3 protein-coding genes are annotated in these 17,126 nt (G+C 52.2%); all 3 read right to left on the bottom strand.

The genetic code is table 11. The features are described 5' to 3' along the window. Positions 1 to 17: 17 nt before the first annotated feature. The 3 genes from SPICA_RS05400 to SPICA_RS05390 are packed head-to-tail and all read right to left on the bottom strand — an operon-like array spanning position 18 to position 17,120. On the bottom strand, positions 18 to 11,048 hold the full coding sequence (locus SPICA_RS05400; RefSeq protein ID WP_013968526.1) for a hypothetical protein: 11,031 nt from the start codon (positions 11,046 to 11,048) through the stop codon (positions 18 to 20). After that, the gene (locus SPICA_RS05395; RefSeq protein WP_013968525.1) at positions 11,045 to 14,029 is read right to left on the bottom strand and encodes an efflux RND transporter permease subunit; all 2,985 of its coding nucleotides are present in this window, start codon (positions 14,027 to 14,029) and stop codon (positions 11,045 to 11,047) included. Before SPICA_RS05395 ends, SPICA_RS05400 begins: the two co-directional genes overlap by 4 nt. Further along, positions 14,016 to 17,120 (bottom strand): efflux RND transporter permease subunit, encoded by a 3,105-nt coding sequence (locus SPICA_RS05390; RefSeq protein ID WP_013968524.1) that lies wholly within the window; start codon positions 17,118 to 17,120, stop codon positions 14,016 to 14,018. Before SPICA_RS05390 ends, SPICA_RS05395 begins: the two co-directional genes overlap by 14 nt. Positions 17,121 to 17,126: the final 6 nt, after the last annotated feature.

The raw sequence follows: 17,126 nt of genomic DNA, 5'->3' as shown, positions 1-17,126 counted from the left end.
CTTTTCCTCCTAATTAGTTAATAACGATAAAAATTACTTGGATAACCTGGCAATACTTTTTTTTGGCTATCCTTATATGAATATGCATAATTAAAAATACTACCAGGTTTAAGCGTTTCTGGATTCACAAATTGCCGGTTATAATTTCCTTGATAAGGTAACCATCTAGTAAAATCAATATGAACATGTGCCTCTGTTCCTGAACCATAAGATTCCTTTGGATAATCAAATAATTTTTGTATATCAGTACCTTGACCATAAATAGCTCCAAGCTGAAGTTTATTTATTTCCTTTGGATCTATATGCATTATACGCATCCTTATATCACCTCCAAAAAGTTGAAAATATGCACGATGTTCAACGCGATCATATAATTCCCAATATCCTCCTGGAGTCTGTACAGAAATACCACCGCTTCCATAATCTATACCTGTATGCCATTCTTCAAAAAATGCAGCACCAGCAACACTAGATGTTGTTAACGGCAAATCACCAGTATTTACACCAAAATTTGTTGTACGTATTGCACCTCCGGTGACCATAGCATCCACAACAATACCATTCTGTATTGCATTGTTGTACCAAGCTTGGTTCGTCTCAATTTTTTTGATATCATTAGCGGAATACACCTTTGCTAGCATCTGTTCAGCAGATGTTCTGTACTCAAGACCTGCGTAATTTAGCATTCCAATAGCTGACCCATACGTATTTTTAATGAAACTATTCACTTGTTCTTTACTAGCTCCTATGGTTGTATAAAAATTATTAATACCTTCGAGTGTAATACTTTTCCCTTCATTAACGGTTGTTAAATTAAGAGTTGCGGTTACAGGAAACGATCCGCGAGAACCAATTACAACCGTATGCTCGCCACCCCATCTCCATTGTTCCGAATCTGAACTGTAAGAGTGTTGAATTCCAGCACTTATCATGAGTCGACGCACCGCTTCAACTTGAGACTTATTTTTCGGATCAACTCCAAGAATTTTAATAAGACTTCCTTCGATCTGTGTTTCTTTTACACCCATTTCCGCAGCACTTCGAATGATGTTGCCATCCTCATCTCGCAGTGTTGCAAAGCCATCGTATACAAGACTACCATCTTTCTTTAACCTCCAATAATCCCCGCTTGCATCATAGCCTGCAAGCAGCTTGCCTAGTTCCCCAAAGTCATTGCTTTGCAGGGTCTTGAGGTAGGTGTTCACTTCACCGGTCATGGCTTCCCCGATGCTCCCCATCCCATATACCTGCGATAGGGCTAGGGCGGCCCCTATATGGCCCAATACTGCTTGCTGGGTCTCCTGTCTCTGCCCTTCAGTCCCGTCATCCTTCCCGTTCCGGTACGCTTCGTGGGCTAACAGGATGTTGAGGCCAAAGCGGCTTCCATCAGCAAGCGCCCCCTGCCCCAGGTAGATGGTTTTTGTTCCATCCCCATTCGCTTCGGTCTTTGCTTTATAGTCCCCATCGGCAAGCTCCTCTATATTCGTCTTTCCGCTCAAGAGTTCCTGGTACAGGGCAAGTTCCTGTGCCCCTCCCACCGAATACAGGGTCCGCATGCCACTGGTGTATTTGTGGGCTTCATCCTGCTTGCTCGTCCACAGTTCTGCGTTCACCCGCCAGGCATCAAGCCCTGCGATACTCTGTGCAACCGTCCCCAGGCTCACATCGGCTCCTCCCATCCCCACGTTCATTGTCGCACCGTTTCTGCCAAGGTGCAACTCGAGTAATCCATTTTTGACCAAGTTACCATTTCTATCCTGTATCCCAAACATGCCGAAGTTAAGCACATTCAGGGTAAAGGCCCCGGTAAGGGCGTAGTTTACTCCCTGTCCTGCTAAGCTTCCTATGGTGTTTGAAAGGGTTGCCGCGTTGGCATAGGTTTTTCCCACAAAGCCTTCGAGGCCTAGGTTCAACATCCCACTTGTCAGACTGCTCGTCATCCCCGTGGCGGCGCTGATGAGGCCGCCCTGGACGCCGGCGTTAAAGGCGTCAGCAGACCAGCCGAGGCCGTGGTCTTTGTCCCAGGTTATGGCATTCACCGCGCTGTTCAGGGTGCTGGTGGTGAGGGTTTGTAACCCTGTCATGGCGGTATTGGCAATGACTCCCATGGGCCCGGTTCCTGCAATGGAGCTTACCATGCCACTTAGTCCGTTCCCCTGGGGAAAGAAGCTATTGCTCACCCCTCCAAACCCGTTAAAGACGCCTCCCACCCCAACATTCACCGCACTGCAAGCTGCTTTTTTAGTGAACTCAAGGCCCGCTTCCTCCCAGCTCTTGTAACCCCCGCCCACATCGAGCATCGTAAAGACCGCGTCATCGGCCAGGTTCAGGGCGGCGTTCATCAACAGAGATCCCGCTCCGGGGAGCATGACGCTGGCCGCTATGGTCACCCCGATATCCGTAATACCCCGAATCGTCGGTGCTTTGAACCAGCTCGACCGGTCGTCCCAGGCGGGCTTATCCCACATCGGCTTATTCACACTTGCCCAGCCCTGGCTTTCCTTCATCGACCAATAGATGTAGCTTCTCATGAGCCGGCCTAGTTCGCCTGTCCCCTTATCGATCCAGATATTATCTAGACCATCATCCACATTGGGGTTCCCCTTCGTTACCGGCGCATAGCCTATGTGGGCCCCGAATTCGCCGGCCCCTGCTTCCCGTTCTTCATGGTTTGTTTCTTCTATCACTTCCTGCGTTGTTTTGAAGGTGGTCAGCATGGTCCACAGGTCGGTTGCTACGGTTTTCGTCTTGTTGACTTCATAGACAACTTTGCGCTTCGCCTTCGCTTCCTCGCTGTTGTCGGCCTCGGAGCCGAAGATCTTTTCACTTGCTTCCTGCACTTCCTTCTGGGCTTGTCCTATCAGGGCCTGGATGGCGCTGTACTCTAGCTGGGCAAGCTTCGTGTCCGACAGGTCCGTCCTGAGGCTGACCGGCTGCATGAGGTAGGCGATGTAGCCCTGGACGCTTGCAGCTTCGGTTACCACCGGGTCCAGGAGGGTTGAGTAGACTACCACGTCCTTTCGGTAGTGCTGGCCTTCCTTCCGCCAACTGCCCTTAAGCACAAAGGTTTCATCCATGCTCTCCCGGAAGTTCTCGTTGGCCTTCTGTACCTGCTCTTCCAGTCCCTTGATGCTTGCCTGGGCCATGTCCCGGGCCTGGGCGGCGACGAGCCGGGCCTGCCGGCTTGCTAACTCCTGGTTCGCTTCCTTCGTAAACCGGGCCGCCGCTACCTGGGCTTTCCCGCTATCCCAGAGCCCGAGGCCCCCCAACCCGGTCCGTACCTGGCTCACGGCGGTCTCCGCACTGCCCATGCTGGCGTTCAGGGCGCTCGTCAGGTTGACTATGCCCGCCAGGCTCAATACATCCCGTATCCCCGCCTTCGCTTCCTCGGCTCCGCTCGAGAGGTCCGCCACAAATCCTAGGGTGTCAAAGGTCCTCGCCCCCGCTTCTGCATCCTGGCCTACCAGGGCAAGCATCGCTTCGCTGGCCGCCGTGGTTGCCGCCGCGGTTGCCCGCTCGGCCCAGGCTTCTTTTTCCTTAAGGCCCTCCAGGTAGGCCCCATCCCAGGCGGCACTCCCCTGGGCGTAGGCTTCGGCAAAGCTCTTCTTCCAGCTCGTGTAGCTATCCCGCAGGCGTTCCGCTCCGGCCTTCCAGTCCGCCCTGCCACGCTCTAGGATGAGCCCCGCCGCTTCCCGCCAGGCGGCCTGTTTCTCCTGCAGGTCCCGCCGCTCTTCGTTCCACTCCGCTTCCCGGGCCGCAAGCTCCGCCGCAAAGCGGGCCCGATAGGTCTGTCCGATGGAATCGGCCAGTTCCTGCCCCAGCTGGGCATATTCCCTCTGGTAGGCACTGGAGCCATTGAGCATACTCTCCAGGTTGTCTTCGTAGACTCCTACGAGCTTAGCGAGGTGGGTCTTCTGGCTTGCCGCCTCATCCCCATAGGCAGCCCTCGCAGCTGCATCGAGGTCTGCCTTGCTCGCCTTCCCGGCGATGTATGTTTCCAGGGTGTCCCGGTACTGCTGCTGGGCGGCTTGCCGCTCCGTTTCATCATCTTGCCAACGGGTATTCAACTTCCGCTTTGCGTCATCCCGGGTACTCCGGCCCCAGCTCGAGAGTTTTGCCAGGGCCTCTGAGACGTTGGTAATCTCACCACTGCCTGCAAGGGCTGAGGTTTCCCAGTACTGTTTCATTTTTACTAGTTCATTGCTATTGAGCTTACCGCTTGCTATCAAGGCCTTTTCAAGATCAGCCCAGGAGAAGGTCTCCCCGGCTGATTTTTTTCCTTCTAAGGCTGCAATACGGTTGGAACTTATGGTATATTCTGACATTTTTATTTTTAAATCTTTTGGTTGTTTGTTGAGGTAAATTACTCCATTCGTCATTTTATTTTGTAAAGAATCCCATGCTCCTCGGTAATGATTTTGACAGTCTTTTAACTTACCATATTCAATTTTAGCCCACCATCCATAAAACAAGTTGCTTCTTCTTCGAGCTTCCCAATTTTTCCAACGTGTAACAATTTTATCCATTACTTTATATTCTGTATATTCAGTCATATCATTTAAAATACCGGTTAAAGTTCCCCCACCATGAGTTACGCAAAGAAGCGCTAAATATTCCAAATCTGATTTTTCTTCGTTTGTTAAAGACTGCCAAGCGTTTTTTTGTGCTTCAGGTAAACCCGGATCGGTATACCCTATTAGGACTTGTTTAGATTTACCTGTTTCTGGATCTATTTCCCATTGATATATTGGTTGTGTACCGGCTCTATAATAATCCATTCTATCTCTTAGTTTTTCATAATGAACTTCGAAGTTCCCTTCATTATTATATAAATTATCTGCCAGATGGTATGCATCTTGTAAAAATGGGAGTTGGTCTTTATTTTTTTCTATTAGCTTTTTTATAAGGTAATCCCGAGCGAGTCCCCATTGTTGAAGTTTATCAGCAGTAAAATTATAGCTACTCAATCTTGTAACCAAATCCCTTAGAGATCGTTCAAAAGCAGTTGATTCATGTTGGTCGGTTCCAACGGTTTCCTTTGTTTCAAAAAAATCTTTCAGGGTTTCTATTTGTGTTGCATCCAGGGTGCTTATCTTAAAGTCACTATCATAGGCAAGGGAAAGTTTGCCGTTTTTTAATGTGATAATATCCTTCCAGCTTCGTTTTGAGACTTCTGTGGGTACCTGATATTGCTCTTCATAGGTAATGGGAGTTGCAAAGGGATTACTGGTTCCATCTCCGGCAAAAAGCATTTTATAATATTCTTCATATAGTTTCTGATTTCTCTCATATTCTTTTGTCAGTTCGCTGCTTACCAGGTCTTTGACTTTCAGGGTGAGCATCATTCGGTCAAAGCTGGCCTGGTATTCCTGGTACAGGGCGTTGTAGGTGTCGTCCGTGTAGGGGCGGCTTGTGGCGCTAGTGGCATAGAGGTCCTGCAGGGCCTTCAGGGCTATGCTCGCCCGGGTTTTCCGTTCCTGGGTGTAGGCCAGTTCTGCCGTAGGGCCCCGGTAATTCAAACTGCTATTGTCATCACTGCCCAGGTAGGACGTGCTGGCCCAGCGGCGGATGGCGTCTTCCTTTTCATAGGCTAGTCTGGCCTGTTCAAGGGCTTCATAATATTGTTTTGCAGTTCTATAGCGTTGTTCATAGATCTCGCCCTCTGCGGCAAAGGTTTCGGCCGCTGCTGCATACTCATTTGCCTGCTCCTGATAGGCGTTTTGTTTATCAGCTATTGCCCGAGCAAGCACATCTATCTCTTTTTTCAGGCTTTCATTACCCTTATAATTCTTAATGGCCGCACCGAGCCGGCCCAGTTCCCGTTGTTCACCTTCCAGACGGCTCAGACTGTAGCGATACTGGTTATGCTCATTGCTGTACCCATCCTGTACCAGCGCCGGCAGATACTGGATACTGTCTTCATTCCAGGTCGTCTCGGGCTGTTCCAGGTAGGTCCGGATTTTTTCCCGATAGCCCTGTTCTGCAGTCAGCAGTGCAAGTTGCTCATTCCATGCAGTAAAACTGGCCTGGAGGTTTCTTGTAGCCAGGTTTATCCGATCAAAGGCATCGGCCAGGGTCCCTTCTTTCCAGTTTTCCGCCGAACGGGGATTATTTCCTTCACATTCAGGGGTGCCCGAATCAGTCCAGGGGATCTCATCTAAGGCTGTGGCGGTATCACCGTTTTGAGTAAATATCGATTCCTTAAGATAGACCCGCCAGTTACTGCTGGCCTTCTCTTCATCCTGGGCTTCATAAGTCTGGGCATAGGCAAGCCTGCCCTGTAATCGAGCCCGTTCTGATCCGTACCGATTCAGTTCCCCCTGCAGATAGGTTGCAAGCCATTGGGTATACCCATCCTGGGGTCCTGCTTGAACCTCCGCCAGACCCAGGCTTTTCATAAAAGAATCCTGCAAAGTTCCCGTATTAATGAGGCGGCTCAGGGCAAATTGATCTTCCAGCGAAAGGCCTGTCTGCCGCCGGGCATAACTCAAGGTGTCGCCGGATACATCGGTACCGCCGTAGGCACGACTTAGGTTGATGAGCCTGCTAAACCGCTCAAGCTCGATCCTGATCCGATGTACCAGGGCTGTTTTTCCGCCTTTTATAAGTCGATCCAGAACAAGATCCTGCTCTTGCTCATAGTTCTCCGGGATGGACTGGTAGGCTCGTTTTTTAAGATAATAGAGGATTCCCGTTTCATAATAGGGATTATTTTCCTCAATTCCGATGAAGAGCTCCCGTTCAAGTTGATAGTCCTGCCCATTTACCAGTTGTATCAGAGTCTGGGCTGTTCCCTGGGCCTGAAGGTCCAGGGCGGTAAGCATTGCAGCCAGATGATCCGGATAATTCTTAAGTTGGTCTGCCAAAAGCAGGCAGATTGCCCGTGCTTCATAGACCGCAGCACTTCCAGCGGCGTTGTGCAACCGGTCAAGATAGGTTTTCAGGTAGGGAAGCCAGGTCCCTATTGTGTCAGAAGTAATATCCGCAGGATGGAGTTGGTCGAAATCCAGGCTTGCAAGTCCCTCTTGAACAAGGCTTGCTAAACCTTGCAGGTCCAGTTCACCATAGATTTGGTAGAGCCGCTGGGTTCTTACTTCCCCTTGGAGGGTGGCGGGATCAGGTTTATTGATGAGGGCCATCTGGATAGCGAGGTCCTCCAGGGCTTTGGTAACCGCCTGGGTACGGACAGCACCGCTGGCATAACCGTGGTTGCTGTCGGCGTCGTTCATCAACCTGGTCCGTCTTTCGCTCTCTTCTAATGCTGAAAGATCCCCTGCCTTTGCTAAAAGAGATCGGGCGATGCGATGCACCGCCTCCTGTTCCAGCAGGTCCCGGGGAACTTCCCCATAGCTGGGGGATCCATCGGCAAGGAGCGCGCAGATGAGCCGGGCATCATCGGTTGGGGCTGTATAGAGGGTCTGCAGGAGGTTTTGATACGCTACTTGTTTCTCCTGAATTCCTTTCAGCTGGTCCATCAGGTTTTGTGGGTTTTCGGGAAGTATGCTAGTCCCTGAGTAGCGGGCCTTGGCAGCCACATAGGAGATAAGGGCATCCTTCCAGAATGACAGGTCTGCCTTAAGCCATGTGGGCATCCCCTCCATAGCTTGGTCCAGGGCGGCGAGGAAGGTTCCCAGGGCCTGTTCGGGGCCCTGGGCGGCGGTGATAAACTGTTTTCCCAGAACCGAAGGGCTGGGAAGCTGTCCATAGGGTAAATTCGTCGCCATACCAAGTTCTGTAAAGCATCTGGTTACATTTTGCCAGGCTCTGGTCTGTTCTGCCTGGGCTCCCAGGTATCCCATGGAGCCATAGCGCTCGTAGGCAAGCTGTCTGCCCCGGGTCCTTTCCAGAGCCATCCGCTCTTTCTGGAGCATCAAACCCACGAGATCAAGTCCCGTAGCGGTAACACAGGCGCTCTCTCCCCGAAGAAAGGCGGCGATTCGCTGGTCAGTTTTTGCCAGGGCTTCCAACTGTTTGCGATACTCGGCGGGATTCTCATCGGTTAGACTTTTGAGTTTTTGCTGTAGCAAGGTAAGGCTCTGCACGAGGGCGGCGGCGGTTGCTGTATCTATAGTAGAACCCAGGGTCGAGAGGCTTACCATGGTTTTTAGTTCTTCAGATACAGAGCCCATGGGATCCAGGAAATAGCCTAGCAGGGCAAGTTCCTGCTCTACCCGTTTTGCGAGATACACCCGTGCAGCCTGTTCCATATCCTCTATCAGGGTTTGACCAATGCTGTCCTCCGTAAGGGGTGTTCCAGGGTCTGTAATCCCGCCGCGGCTTCTGTACCATTCGTCCCAGGTGCTGCTTGAGAGCAGGGAAATACTGTCGAGTCGTGTTTCGAGGGCTGCCTGAGCTTCGTCCCTGGCTTGCAGCAGCAGGGCTCGAATCAGCCTGTCATAGTGCTGCTGCTCTTCTCCAGTGCTGGTTTTCCAGGCCTCATAGACTGATTTCAGGGCTCCATAGTTGGATGAATGTTCATCCACACCAAGAGCTTCAAAGGTTTGAAGCAGAGGTTTTTCATCTTCGGGAATATAAAGAGCCGAATAGCGTCTTGAGAGGTCCGAAATGGCCGGTTCCCCATACGCTCCCGTTACCAGACTTTTTAATATAAGTCCGGTTTGTTCAATGCTTTCCGCTAGTCCATACTGCTTTGCTCTTTCCAGATACGTTACATAGGGCGCTTCATCACCAGTTTTCTGCAGGAGTCCATAGGTTTCAAGAAGGCTCTTGTATTTCTCTTTAAGTTCACTTTTCAGGTAATCTGCCGAACCCACCGCCAGCAGAGACATTTTAAGGGCATATTCCTGGTTGAGTGCTTCCAGTTCTTCATCGGCCTGTGCGAGGGCCGCAGCGGCTTTGGTAAGACGGTCCCTGCTGGCTGCCACATCGGTACTGGCACTGCTTAGCGCTTCCTGTGCTGCTTTATAGTCAGCGAGGGCTGTATCATACCGGGCCTTAGAAGCTTTCCAGGCAGCCACACTTTCCGCATCAGTGGTTCTGCCTGCGGTCAGGTCCTCCGCATAGCGGGCTACTGCCTGGGCAATATCTACCCGACGAGCCCAATAGCCTGCAACCGCCTTAGCCCGCAACAGCTCTATCTGGTACTCATCCAGGTGGAAATCTTCACTGGTCTTTGCATTGTCTAGAACGTCTATCAGGGCACCTGAGCCGCTTCCTATGGCCAAGTCAAAGTCTCTGGTCAGGGTCTCCATCGCTTCCCGGGCCCGATCGGCGTAGGTGGTGTAGATCTGCATCCAACGTTTAATCTCTACCCCGGCCTGTATCAGGTCCGGATCAAAGGCTGCACCGAGAAGCGTTTTGCAGTCTCCGGCGAGAGTTAAGGCCTGGGCTTCTTCAGGTATTGTTGCTACAGCCTCGGTAATTCGGAAATAGAGGGCATGCTTTTCATGAAACGCTGCAAGGGCATTTTGATACTCCGCCACCGCCTGGGCATGTTTGGCATCGTAGTTTTCTAGCCAGGTACTCCAGATATTAGTATTTGAATTATTGTAAAATAATGGGTATTTCCTTGCTTCTTCTTGATAAAACCTTTCAATATCGGCTCTGGTCCACTCACTTTCATGTTTCTTGTTTTGCAGAGCATTAAAGTCATTGGAATATTGCTTTTCATAGCTTTGCTGGGCCTGCTTCCAGACATTTTTCAGGGCTCCATCGACCCAGCTGCGGAGGGCCGGGTCTCCAATGGCGGGCGGAGAACTAGTATTTTTACTTTTCAGCTTATCAATCCAGTACTGACTGCTTTCCCGGGCACTTAAAACCATGGTGGCACTGGTTACATAGGTGTCCACCCAGGCCCGGGCCCGATCGGCGCTGGCCTGGCTCCGCAGGTCCGCATCCTTCTGGAACTCAGCCTTTGCCTCCGTAATAGCCCGTTCCAGGGTTTCACTGGCCCGCTTAAAGGTCTCTTCTCCGGCCTGAAAGAGTATACGGGCCTTGGCTTCCCAGGCCTGCTGCTCTTTATTAAGTTTCTCAAAGGCCTCACTCCAGGCTGTTTCCCCTTCGGTAAATCGTTTCCCAGCCTGCTGTTCCCATTCGATACGCCGCACCATGAACCGTTCTTCGGCCTTCTGCCAGGCGTCGATACCCCGCTGGAACTGTTCCTTGTAGGCCTCGAGCCACTGGGTTCCCATAAGTGCCAGGTCGCCGGTTCCTGCGGAAGCTGATTCTATTTTGGTTTCGAGGGATGCCAGGCTCTGGTCACAACTGGACTTGGTTTCCCGGATGAGGTCCGCCACAATTGCAGCGGCGGCTTCGCTTTCGCTCTTTTTCCGAAGACTCCATACATCCCCGGTCCTGCGGGCAATAAAGATCCGTTCTTCCTGAGCTACGAGGGCTTCCAATTCCTTCTGTTTCCGTTGTACAAGCCGGTCCTGCAGGTTTTCCAGCTGTTGAGCAAAGGCGGCTCGTTGTTCCGGTTCAAGATACGCAAGCAGTTCCGGCGACAGAGCAGTCAGTATACTGCGATAGTACTGCAGGCTTTCTTCTTTGCTCTGGGCAACCTGAGCATTCCAGGCTGCCTGATCAGCGAGGAGTTTATCAGGATTGTCCCCATCCGGTCGTATGACTTCCGGATCCCCTGTGGCTTCATCATAAAGGATACTTCCATCCTGATCGGTCTTGTATAAATACAGGAGGTTAGCTTGCTGTACAGCCTTGCTGGTTCGGCTTGCAAGACTGAGCCCCTGTTCGATGAGAAAACGCCGTTCTAGCCATTGGGCAAACCGTTGCTGGAGTTCTGTTTCAGTCCACTGGTCCAGGGCTTTTCCTGCATGTTCCCGCTCTACCACATCATCATAGAGGGTAAGGGCCAACTGTTCCCAGTTTTTTCGGGCTATAGCAATGCCCAGCTTTACCTCATTTATCCAGGCGGCGGGATCCAGGGTCTGATCGGCGCGGGAAAAGGAATATTCAAACCCGCTGCGATCAAAGCCCCGTACGTCCGGCTTTGGATCCGCTACAAGGGTAGTAACCAGACCCAGGAACATACAGATCCCTATAAGGCTTACTTTTTGTTTCTTACTGTTCATACCAGTGCTCCTTGTGATGAAGGATAGGGTTGTATCCCCGCCTCCTGCGGGAATGTAACAGCTGGCCAAAGCCGGGCCAAAGCTGGGATGAGACTAAGCGAAACCAGGAAGGACATGCTTACCCCAAGGGTGTTAACCAGTGCCAGTGACCGGATCATCTGGTTAGCTGCCCCGGGAATACAGAGGAAGGGGAGGGATCCCACTACAGTGGTAAGGCTCGTGGAAAACAAGGGAGGGAGCCTCTTACGAAGAGCCCGGTAGAGTGTATAGGTTGATGAAATGGGCCCCTGTTCTCTGAGGGCTTCTACGGATAAAACCGCCGCATTCACCGTAATTCCGCTGACCGCCACAAAGGCACAAGCCAGGGCTACATCTATGGAAGAACCGGATAGAAGGGTTGTCAGCGCTGGTACAGCCAGAGCGGGAGGTACCGCAGCGAGGATTACCAGGGCTGCCTGAACAGATTCGGTTGCGGCTGCAATCACCATGAAGCAGAATATCAGGGCCAACGTAAAATGAAGGCCCATTCGGGAAAGGTTATCAGCAGCAGCAATCGCTTCCCGATCAAAGGTGATGACATACCCTGGCGGTAACAGTATCTTTTCTAAGAGGGGCTGCAGCTGATCCCGTACTTTACGGGGATCCATAGGCCTGGTGCGAATAGAAATAGAAGCTGTACGACGCCTGTTTTCCCTCCGGATTGATGCGGGTTCCCGGTCTTCTTTGATATGGACTACCGTATGAGTCTCAATCGCCGGGGAAAGGGGAAGATGATAGAGCGTATCCCGATGTACATAGGTTTCGGTAGCAAAACGAAGCCGTACATCGGTCTCTCCTGTTTCATTCAGTCGTTTATAAATAACCGGGCCGAAGAGGGCTCGCCGCAGGGTATCCGCTACGAAGGAAGCGGAAAGTCCCAGGGCCGCCATACGCTCCCCATCGTTGTGTAGGAAAAGCCGTTGACTGCCATCTTTAAAATTCAGAACCGTTTCACTCACCAAAGGTGAAGCCTGGGCAGACCGGGCAAGATCCCTGGCAATCCTGCGGCAAACCTCATCATCGTCCCCCGCAATAGTGATGGTCCAAATCCGGTCCTGGGAGGAAGCCTCAGGAATATACACAAAACCACCATATACTGGGGTAGACCTGGCCAAGACTCGAACTGCATCCAGGTTTGTTTCCCGGGGATTAAAGGAAATCATGACCGATGCAGAGGCGGTCCGGGCACTGGTTTGTACTGCCCTGATACCCTTTTTACTCCGGAGAGATACTGCATATTCAGAGATCAGCTCATCAACCCGCTCTGAAACAAGGCCCCCTTCAAATTCGACCTGGGCATACACCGAATCCTCTGAAGGCAGATTTGCAACATCCGCCCCGGAAATATAAAGAGCACCAAGCCCTGCGATTGAGAGGATACTTGAGAGCAACAGAATCCTCCGGGGCTTCTGGTATGAATGGATCATGAGCCAGCTAAAACTCTTCCGTACCCGCTGAGTAAAAAGCGTAGCGTAATGTCTGATACCTAAGGCCCTCGGCCATGGCGTCATGCATCTTGGAACCGGAGATGTGATAAATGCTGGAAGAAAACCCAAACCAATACCCAGGGCTACCACTGAAGTAGTCCCAATTCCCCAGGCAATGGCACCCACTATAGCAGAGTTGGACCCCAGCAAGGCCAGGGGTATAAGGGCTACCACTGTAGTAGCCGTACTGGCAAAGAGGGATGGAGCCAGAACCATAAGGGACTTTTCTTTCTCCAGCCGGCTCTGACAGGACTGAAGCCGCTCAATAACCACGATGGTACAGTCCACAGCAGCCCCAACACCGCAGGCTAAACCTGCCAGGCTGAGCCGATCCAGAGAGAATCCAAAAAGCACAAGGATAGCCCCTGCAAAAAATATGATCAGGGGAACCGACAGGATACTGATGACAGAAAATCCCCCTGAAAGAAGAGCTACCGTAACTGCGAGGATGATACTTCCCTGAACCGTGGCGGATACCACTGAAAGAAAGGCTTCTTCCTCTTCTTTCCCCCGGTCTGAAAGGACATACAACACCAGAGGCAGGTGTTCCAGATCTTTGAGGATCTGCCTGATCTGCTTCGAGAGCCTATTTAATTTCACCTGGGAAGATCCCATTACAGAAATAACCGCTGCGGGCTTCCCATCGAGACGGGCGATGGTCTCAGGCTGCCGATCCTGTTCTACGATTTTACCTAAACTGAGCAGGGGAACCATCTGACCTGAAGGAAGGGCAATCGGGGCATGTTCTAAAGCTTTGGCAGTTTCAAAGCGGCCATCCAGCGTCATGAACAGCCGTCGGTCTCCCTCATCGATGTGTCCCGCCGGAAACAGCAGGTCCTGTTCTGCCAGCTGACGGGCTATATTCCATGCTGCTATTCCCCGGGCGGCACAGGCCTTTTCATCCAGGCTTATCACTACTTCAGGAAGTCCGGTACCAGCCAGTTCGATCTCCCCTGCCCCATCAATGCGCTCAAGGGCAGGTTTTACGACCCGTTCCAGAAGACTCCCCAGAGTATGGGCAGATGCTGGATCTTCATCTTTCAGAAATACCGCGGCAGACCATACAGGGATACGGCTGTCCCGGGAACTTGTAATTTCTGGCCGTTGTGCCGAGGGTGGGAGGGTTTCATAGACCCGCTGGGCTGCATCCCGGACAGCTTCGTAAGTACCAGTTCCGGTACCGGTAAAATGCACGAGAACTCGAACTTTACCCTGTTCACTGGTGGTTACCAGATTCGAAATGCCCGGTATGGCAGACAGGGCATCTTCCAGGGGGATAGCCACGGTCCGTTCCATTTCCCGAGCTTCTACACCATAGTGCCTCAGGGTTACCACATAGGATGGATCCCTGTCTTGAGCGGTGGTTCCAGGGCCCTGCCGGATCATCAAGGCTGCCGATAGGGATATACAAACCAGGAGTATCGCCAGGGTCCGTTTTGGATTAGCTATTCCCATGGGGACCTCCTGGTGTTGCCGGCGTAAATTGGGGCATATAGTGAACAAGCAGGGGCGGTATTACAAGGAGCGAGATGAAGGTACTGGCGGCTATACCGCCGAACATGGCCGCTGACATGGACCGCTGGGTAGCCCCCAGGGGGGCAATGATCACCGGCAAAAGGGCAAGCAGTGTGGTAGTAGTGGTGGTGAGTACCGAAATGAGGCGCTCGATTGATCCACTATAGACCGCTATGACCCGGCTGCGGCCCTTATCAATCTGTTCTTTACTCACTTCAAAAAGAATGATTGCATTATTAACCACAAGGCCAAAAAGCACCGCAAGCCCAACTATCGACCCGGAATCCAATCCGGAACCGACCAGAGCCAGGGCAGGCCCGGCTCCAGACAGGGCCACGGGGATACTTACCATAAGGAGGATAGGCAGGCTGTAGGACTCGAACTGGGCGGCCATTAAAAAGTACAGCAGCAGGATCACGAGGAAAACCGTAAACATGAGACTTTGCCGATATCGGCTAAAGGCTGAGTCATCAGCATAGGTTAAGCCTGGAATTTCAAGGCTGGCCCGCTGCATGACTTGAACCAACCTTTTACCCTGACCTGAAGCTGGGGTACCATCGATATACACCACATCAGAACGGTCAAGCCGGGCCAGAGCTGCAGCCCCTTCGGTACGGGTCAGGGTTGCAAGACTTCCCAGAAACACCGGAGCCTGACCTCCTTCATTGACCGGCAGGGCTTCCAAGGTTTCAAGCGGACGATTTTCATCAAGACGCGCCTTTACCCGGATATCGATTGGACGGCCTTCCAGTTCCATACGGCTTGCGGCACGTCCTTCGGTGCTGGCCTGCAGGGTTCTGGCAACAGAAAAGGCCGAGATCTGGGCGGTAGCAGAGCGATCCCGTTTAAGATGAATACTGAGTTCCGGCCTGTTTCCCGAAGGTCGATAGGTAAATTGAGTGCCGGGACTTCTGGCTGCTAATTCATCGAGGGCTGACCCCAGCATGGTTTGCACTGTTTCAGGGCTTTTACCTTTTAAGGCCAGGGTGTAGGCAGAAGACAGCCCCAAAAGGGTTTCGATGGGGTCCTCCGGGTATGCAATACGGAAACTGAGCCCCGGAGGCCCCTTATCATCTATATAAGTCTGAACCCGTTCAGTAAGCAGGGGTATGAGCTTTTGAGCAGAACCACCGCGTTTCAGTATGCACCGGAGGGTAAGGAGTTCCTGTTTATATTCTGGAGATGCCCGATGCAGAACATCCTCCGGCTCTGCCCCCGATCGTCCAAAGACAACAGATATTTCCGGCAGGTCTGCTACTAGCCTGCTCAGGGCCTCACCATGAAAGACCATGGCATCTAACCGCATGCCTGGGGCAAAGGCTACCTGTATTTCCAGTTCTTCTGCACCGTTGGTGGGGCTGAACCGTACAGGCCGGCTCAGAAGCACCACCGTGCCGAAGATCACACTGAAGAGAGCCACAGCATAAACCCTCAGTGGATGACGCAAAGAGCCGCGGAGCAGCCATCTGTACCCATCGGTTATATGCACTAAGATCGGTCTGGGAGCTCTTGTTTTTTTTCGTCTTGGCCACCAGCGGCGGTACCCCCAAAGGCGGTACCGCCTTTGGGGGTACAAAGAAGGAAGCGCAAATTGAGCATAAGCCCAGCCTGCGGCGACTGCTGCAATAAGGGTTATTGAAAGATCAGCGAAAAGCTGACCCAGCGGACCGGGGAGAAACAAAATAGGGATAAAAACAATCATCGTGGTGAGGGTACTCCCCAGAGAAGAAGCCGATACCCGGGCCACCAGTCTTGCAAGATCCTCCGCCAAAGGCTTTTCGTGGATGCCGCCATACCGGCGTTCCATGAGTTCCAGAATGACTACCGAAGTATCCGAAACAAGACCAATTCCTAACGCAAGGCCTCCGAGGCTCATGCTGTTCAAGGACTTTCCCGCCAGGGCTAGAGAACAGAGGGCTGCAGCGGCTGAAATGGGAAGAGAAAGCAGGGTGAGCAGGCTCCCCCTGGCGGATCGGATAAAAAACAGCAGGGCCAGAATTACCGCAATAGAGCCAAAAAGGGCTGACCGGCCCAGATCCACAAGACCTTTTCTGGTATGTTCGGACCCATCATAGACCAGCACAATATCCACATCCCGGCCCAATTCTTTTTGAGCTTCTGCCATCCTTTGGCGAATCTGTCGGGCCACACCTAGGGGGTTCGCTCGGACCCTGCGGTATAATTCCAGGGCTACAGCCTCTCGGCCATTGACAATAAAAAGACTTTCCCGCTCCCGGTATGCCAGGACTACCTGCCCAACTTCATCGGGATACACCGGACCGCTTCGGGCAGACAGCACCCGGCGATTCAGTTCATCCAGCTGTTGTGGTTTACCGGCACTAATAATAACCAGTTCATGGTTCCCTTCCCGGGCACTGCCCACACTGACATCGGCCCACTCAGACCCAATGAGGTCTGCAAAACTGGCGGCTCCCAAGCCCCGGGAAAAGGAACGCTGGGCATCAACCTGTACTTGAATTTCCTCTTTCTGCCCACCCACGAGGAGCACCATACCGATTCCATCGATACGTCTGAATCGGGATCGCAGTTCATATTCCGCAATGTGCCGGGCAAATTGGGCTTGATCTGTCCGGGATCGGACACCAATGATTGCAATGGGTTGGTTTGAACTGTCAGCGGGAAGTACTATCGGCCGAGAAACCCCTTCCGGGAGTTGGGGGTATACCGAGTCGATCGCTTCCCGCACCAGCAAAGCTGCATCCGCCGGATTGGTTCCCCAGACAAAATCTAATACCAAAACCGCTTCCCCATCCCGGGACACACTGCGAATCCGTTGCAGCGACCGGACTGAAGCCAGGGCATCTTCCAAGGGAATCGTTAAAACCGTACGGATATCCCTGCTGGCAATTCCAGGGTAGCTTGCAGAAACCTGTACCCGGGGAACCTGCAGTTCCGGTAATGCATCGATAGGCAGTTCCGAAAGGGCTATTCCTCCAAAAAGCAGGAGGGCAGCCAGGGCCATGGTTACTGCCACCGGCCGTTTTACACAAATCAGAATAAGCCTTTCCATAGGGCT

This window comes from Gracilinema caldarium DSM 7334 (assembly GCF_000219725.1).
GTDB classification, from domain to species: Bacteria; Spirochaetota; Spirochaetia; order Treponematales; family Breznakiellaceae; genus Gracilinema; species Gracilinema caldarium.
Note: the sequence above shows the minus strand (reverse complement) of the source record. Positions and strands in the feature narration are given on the sequence as shown.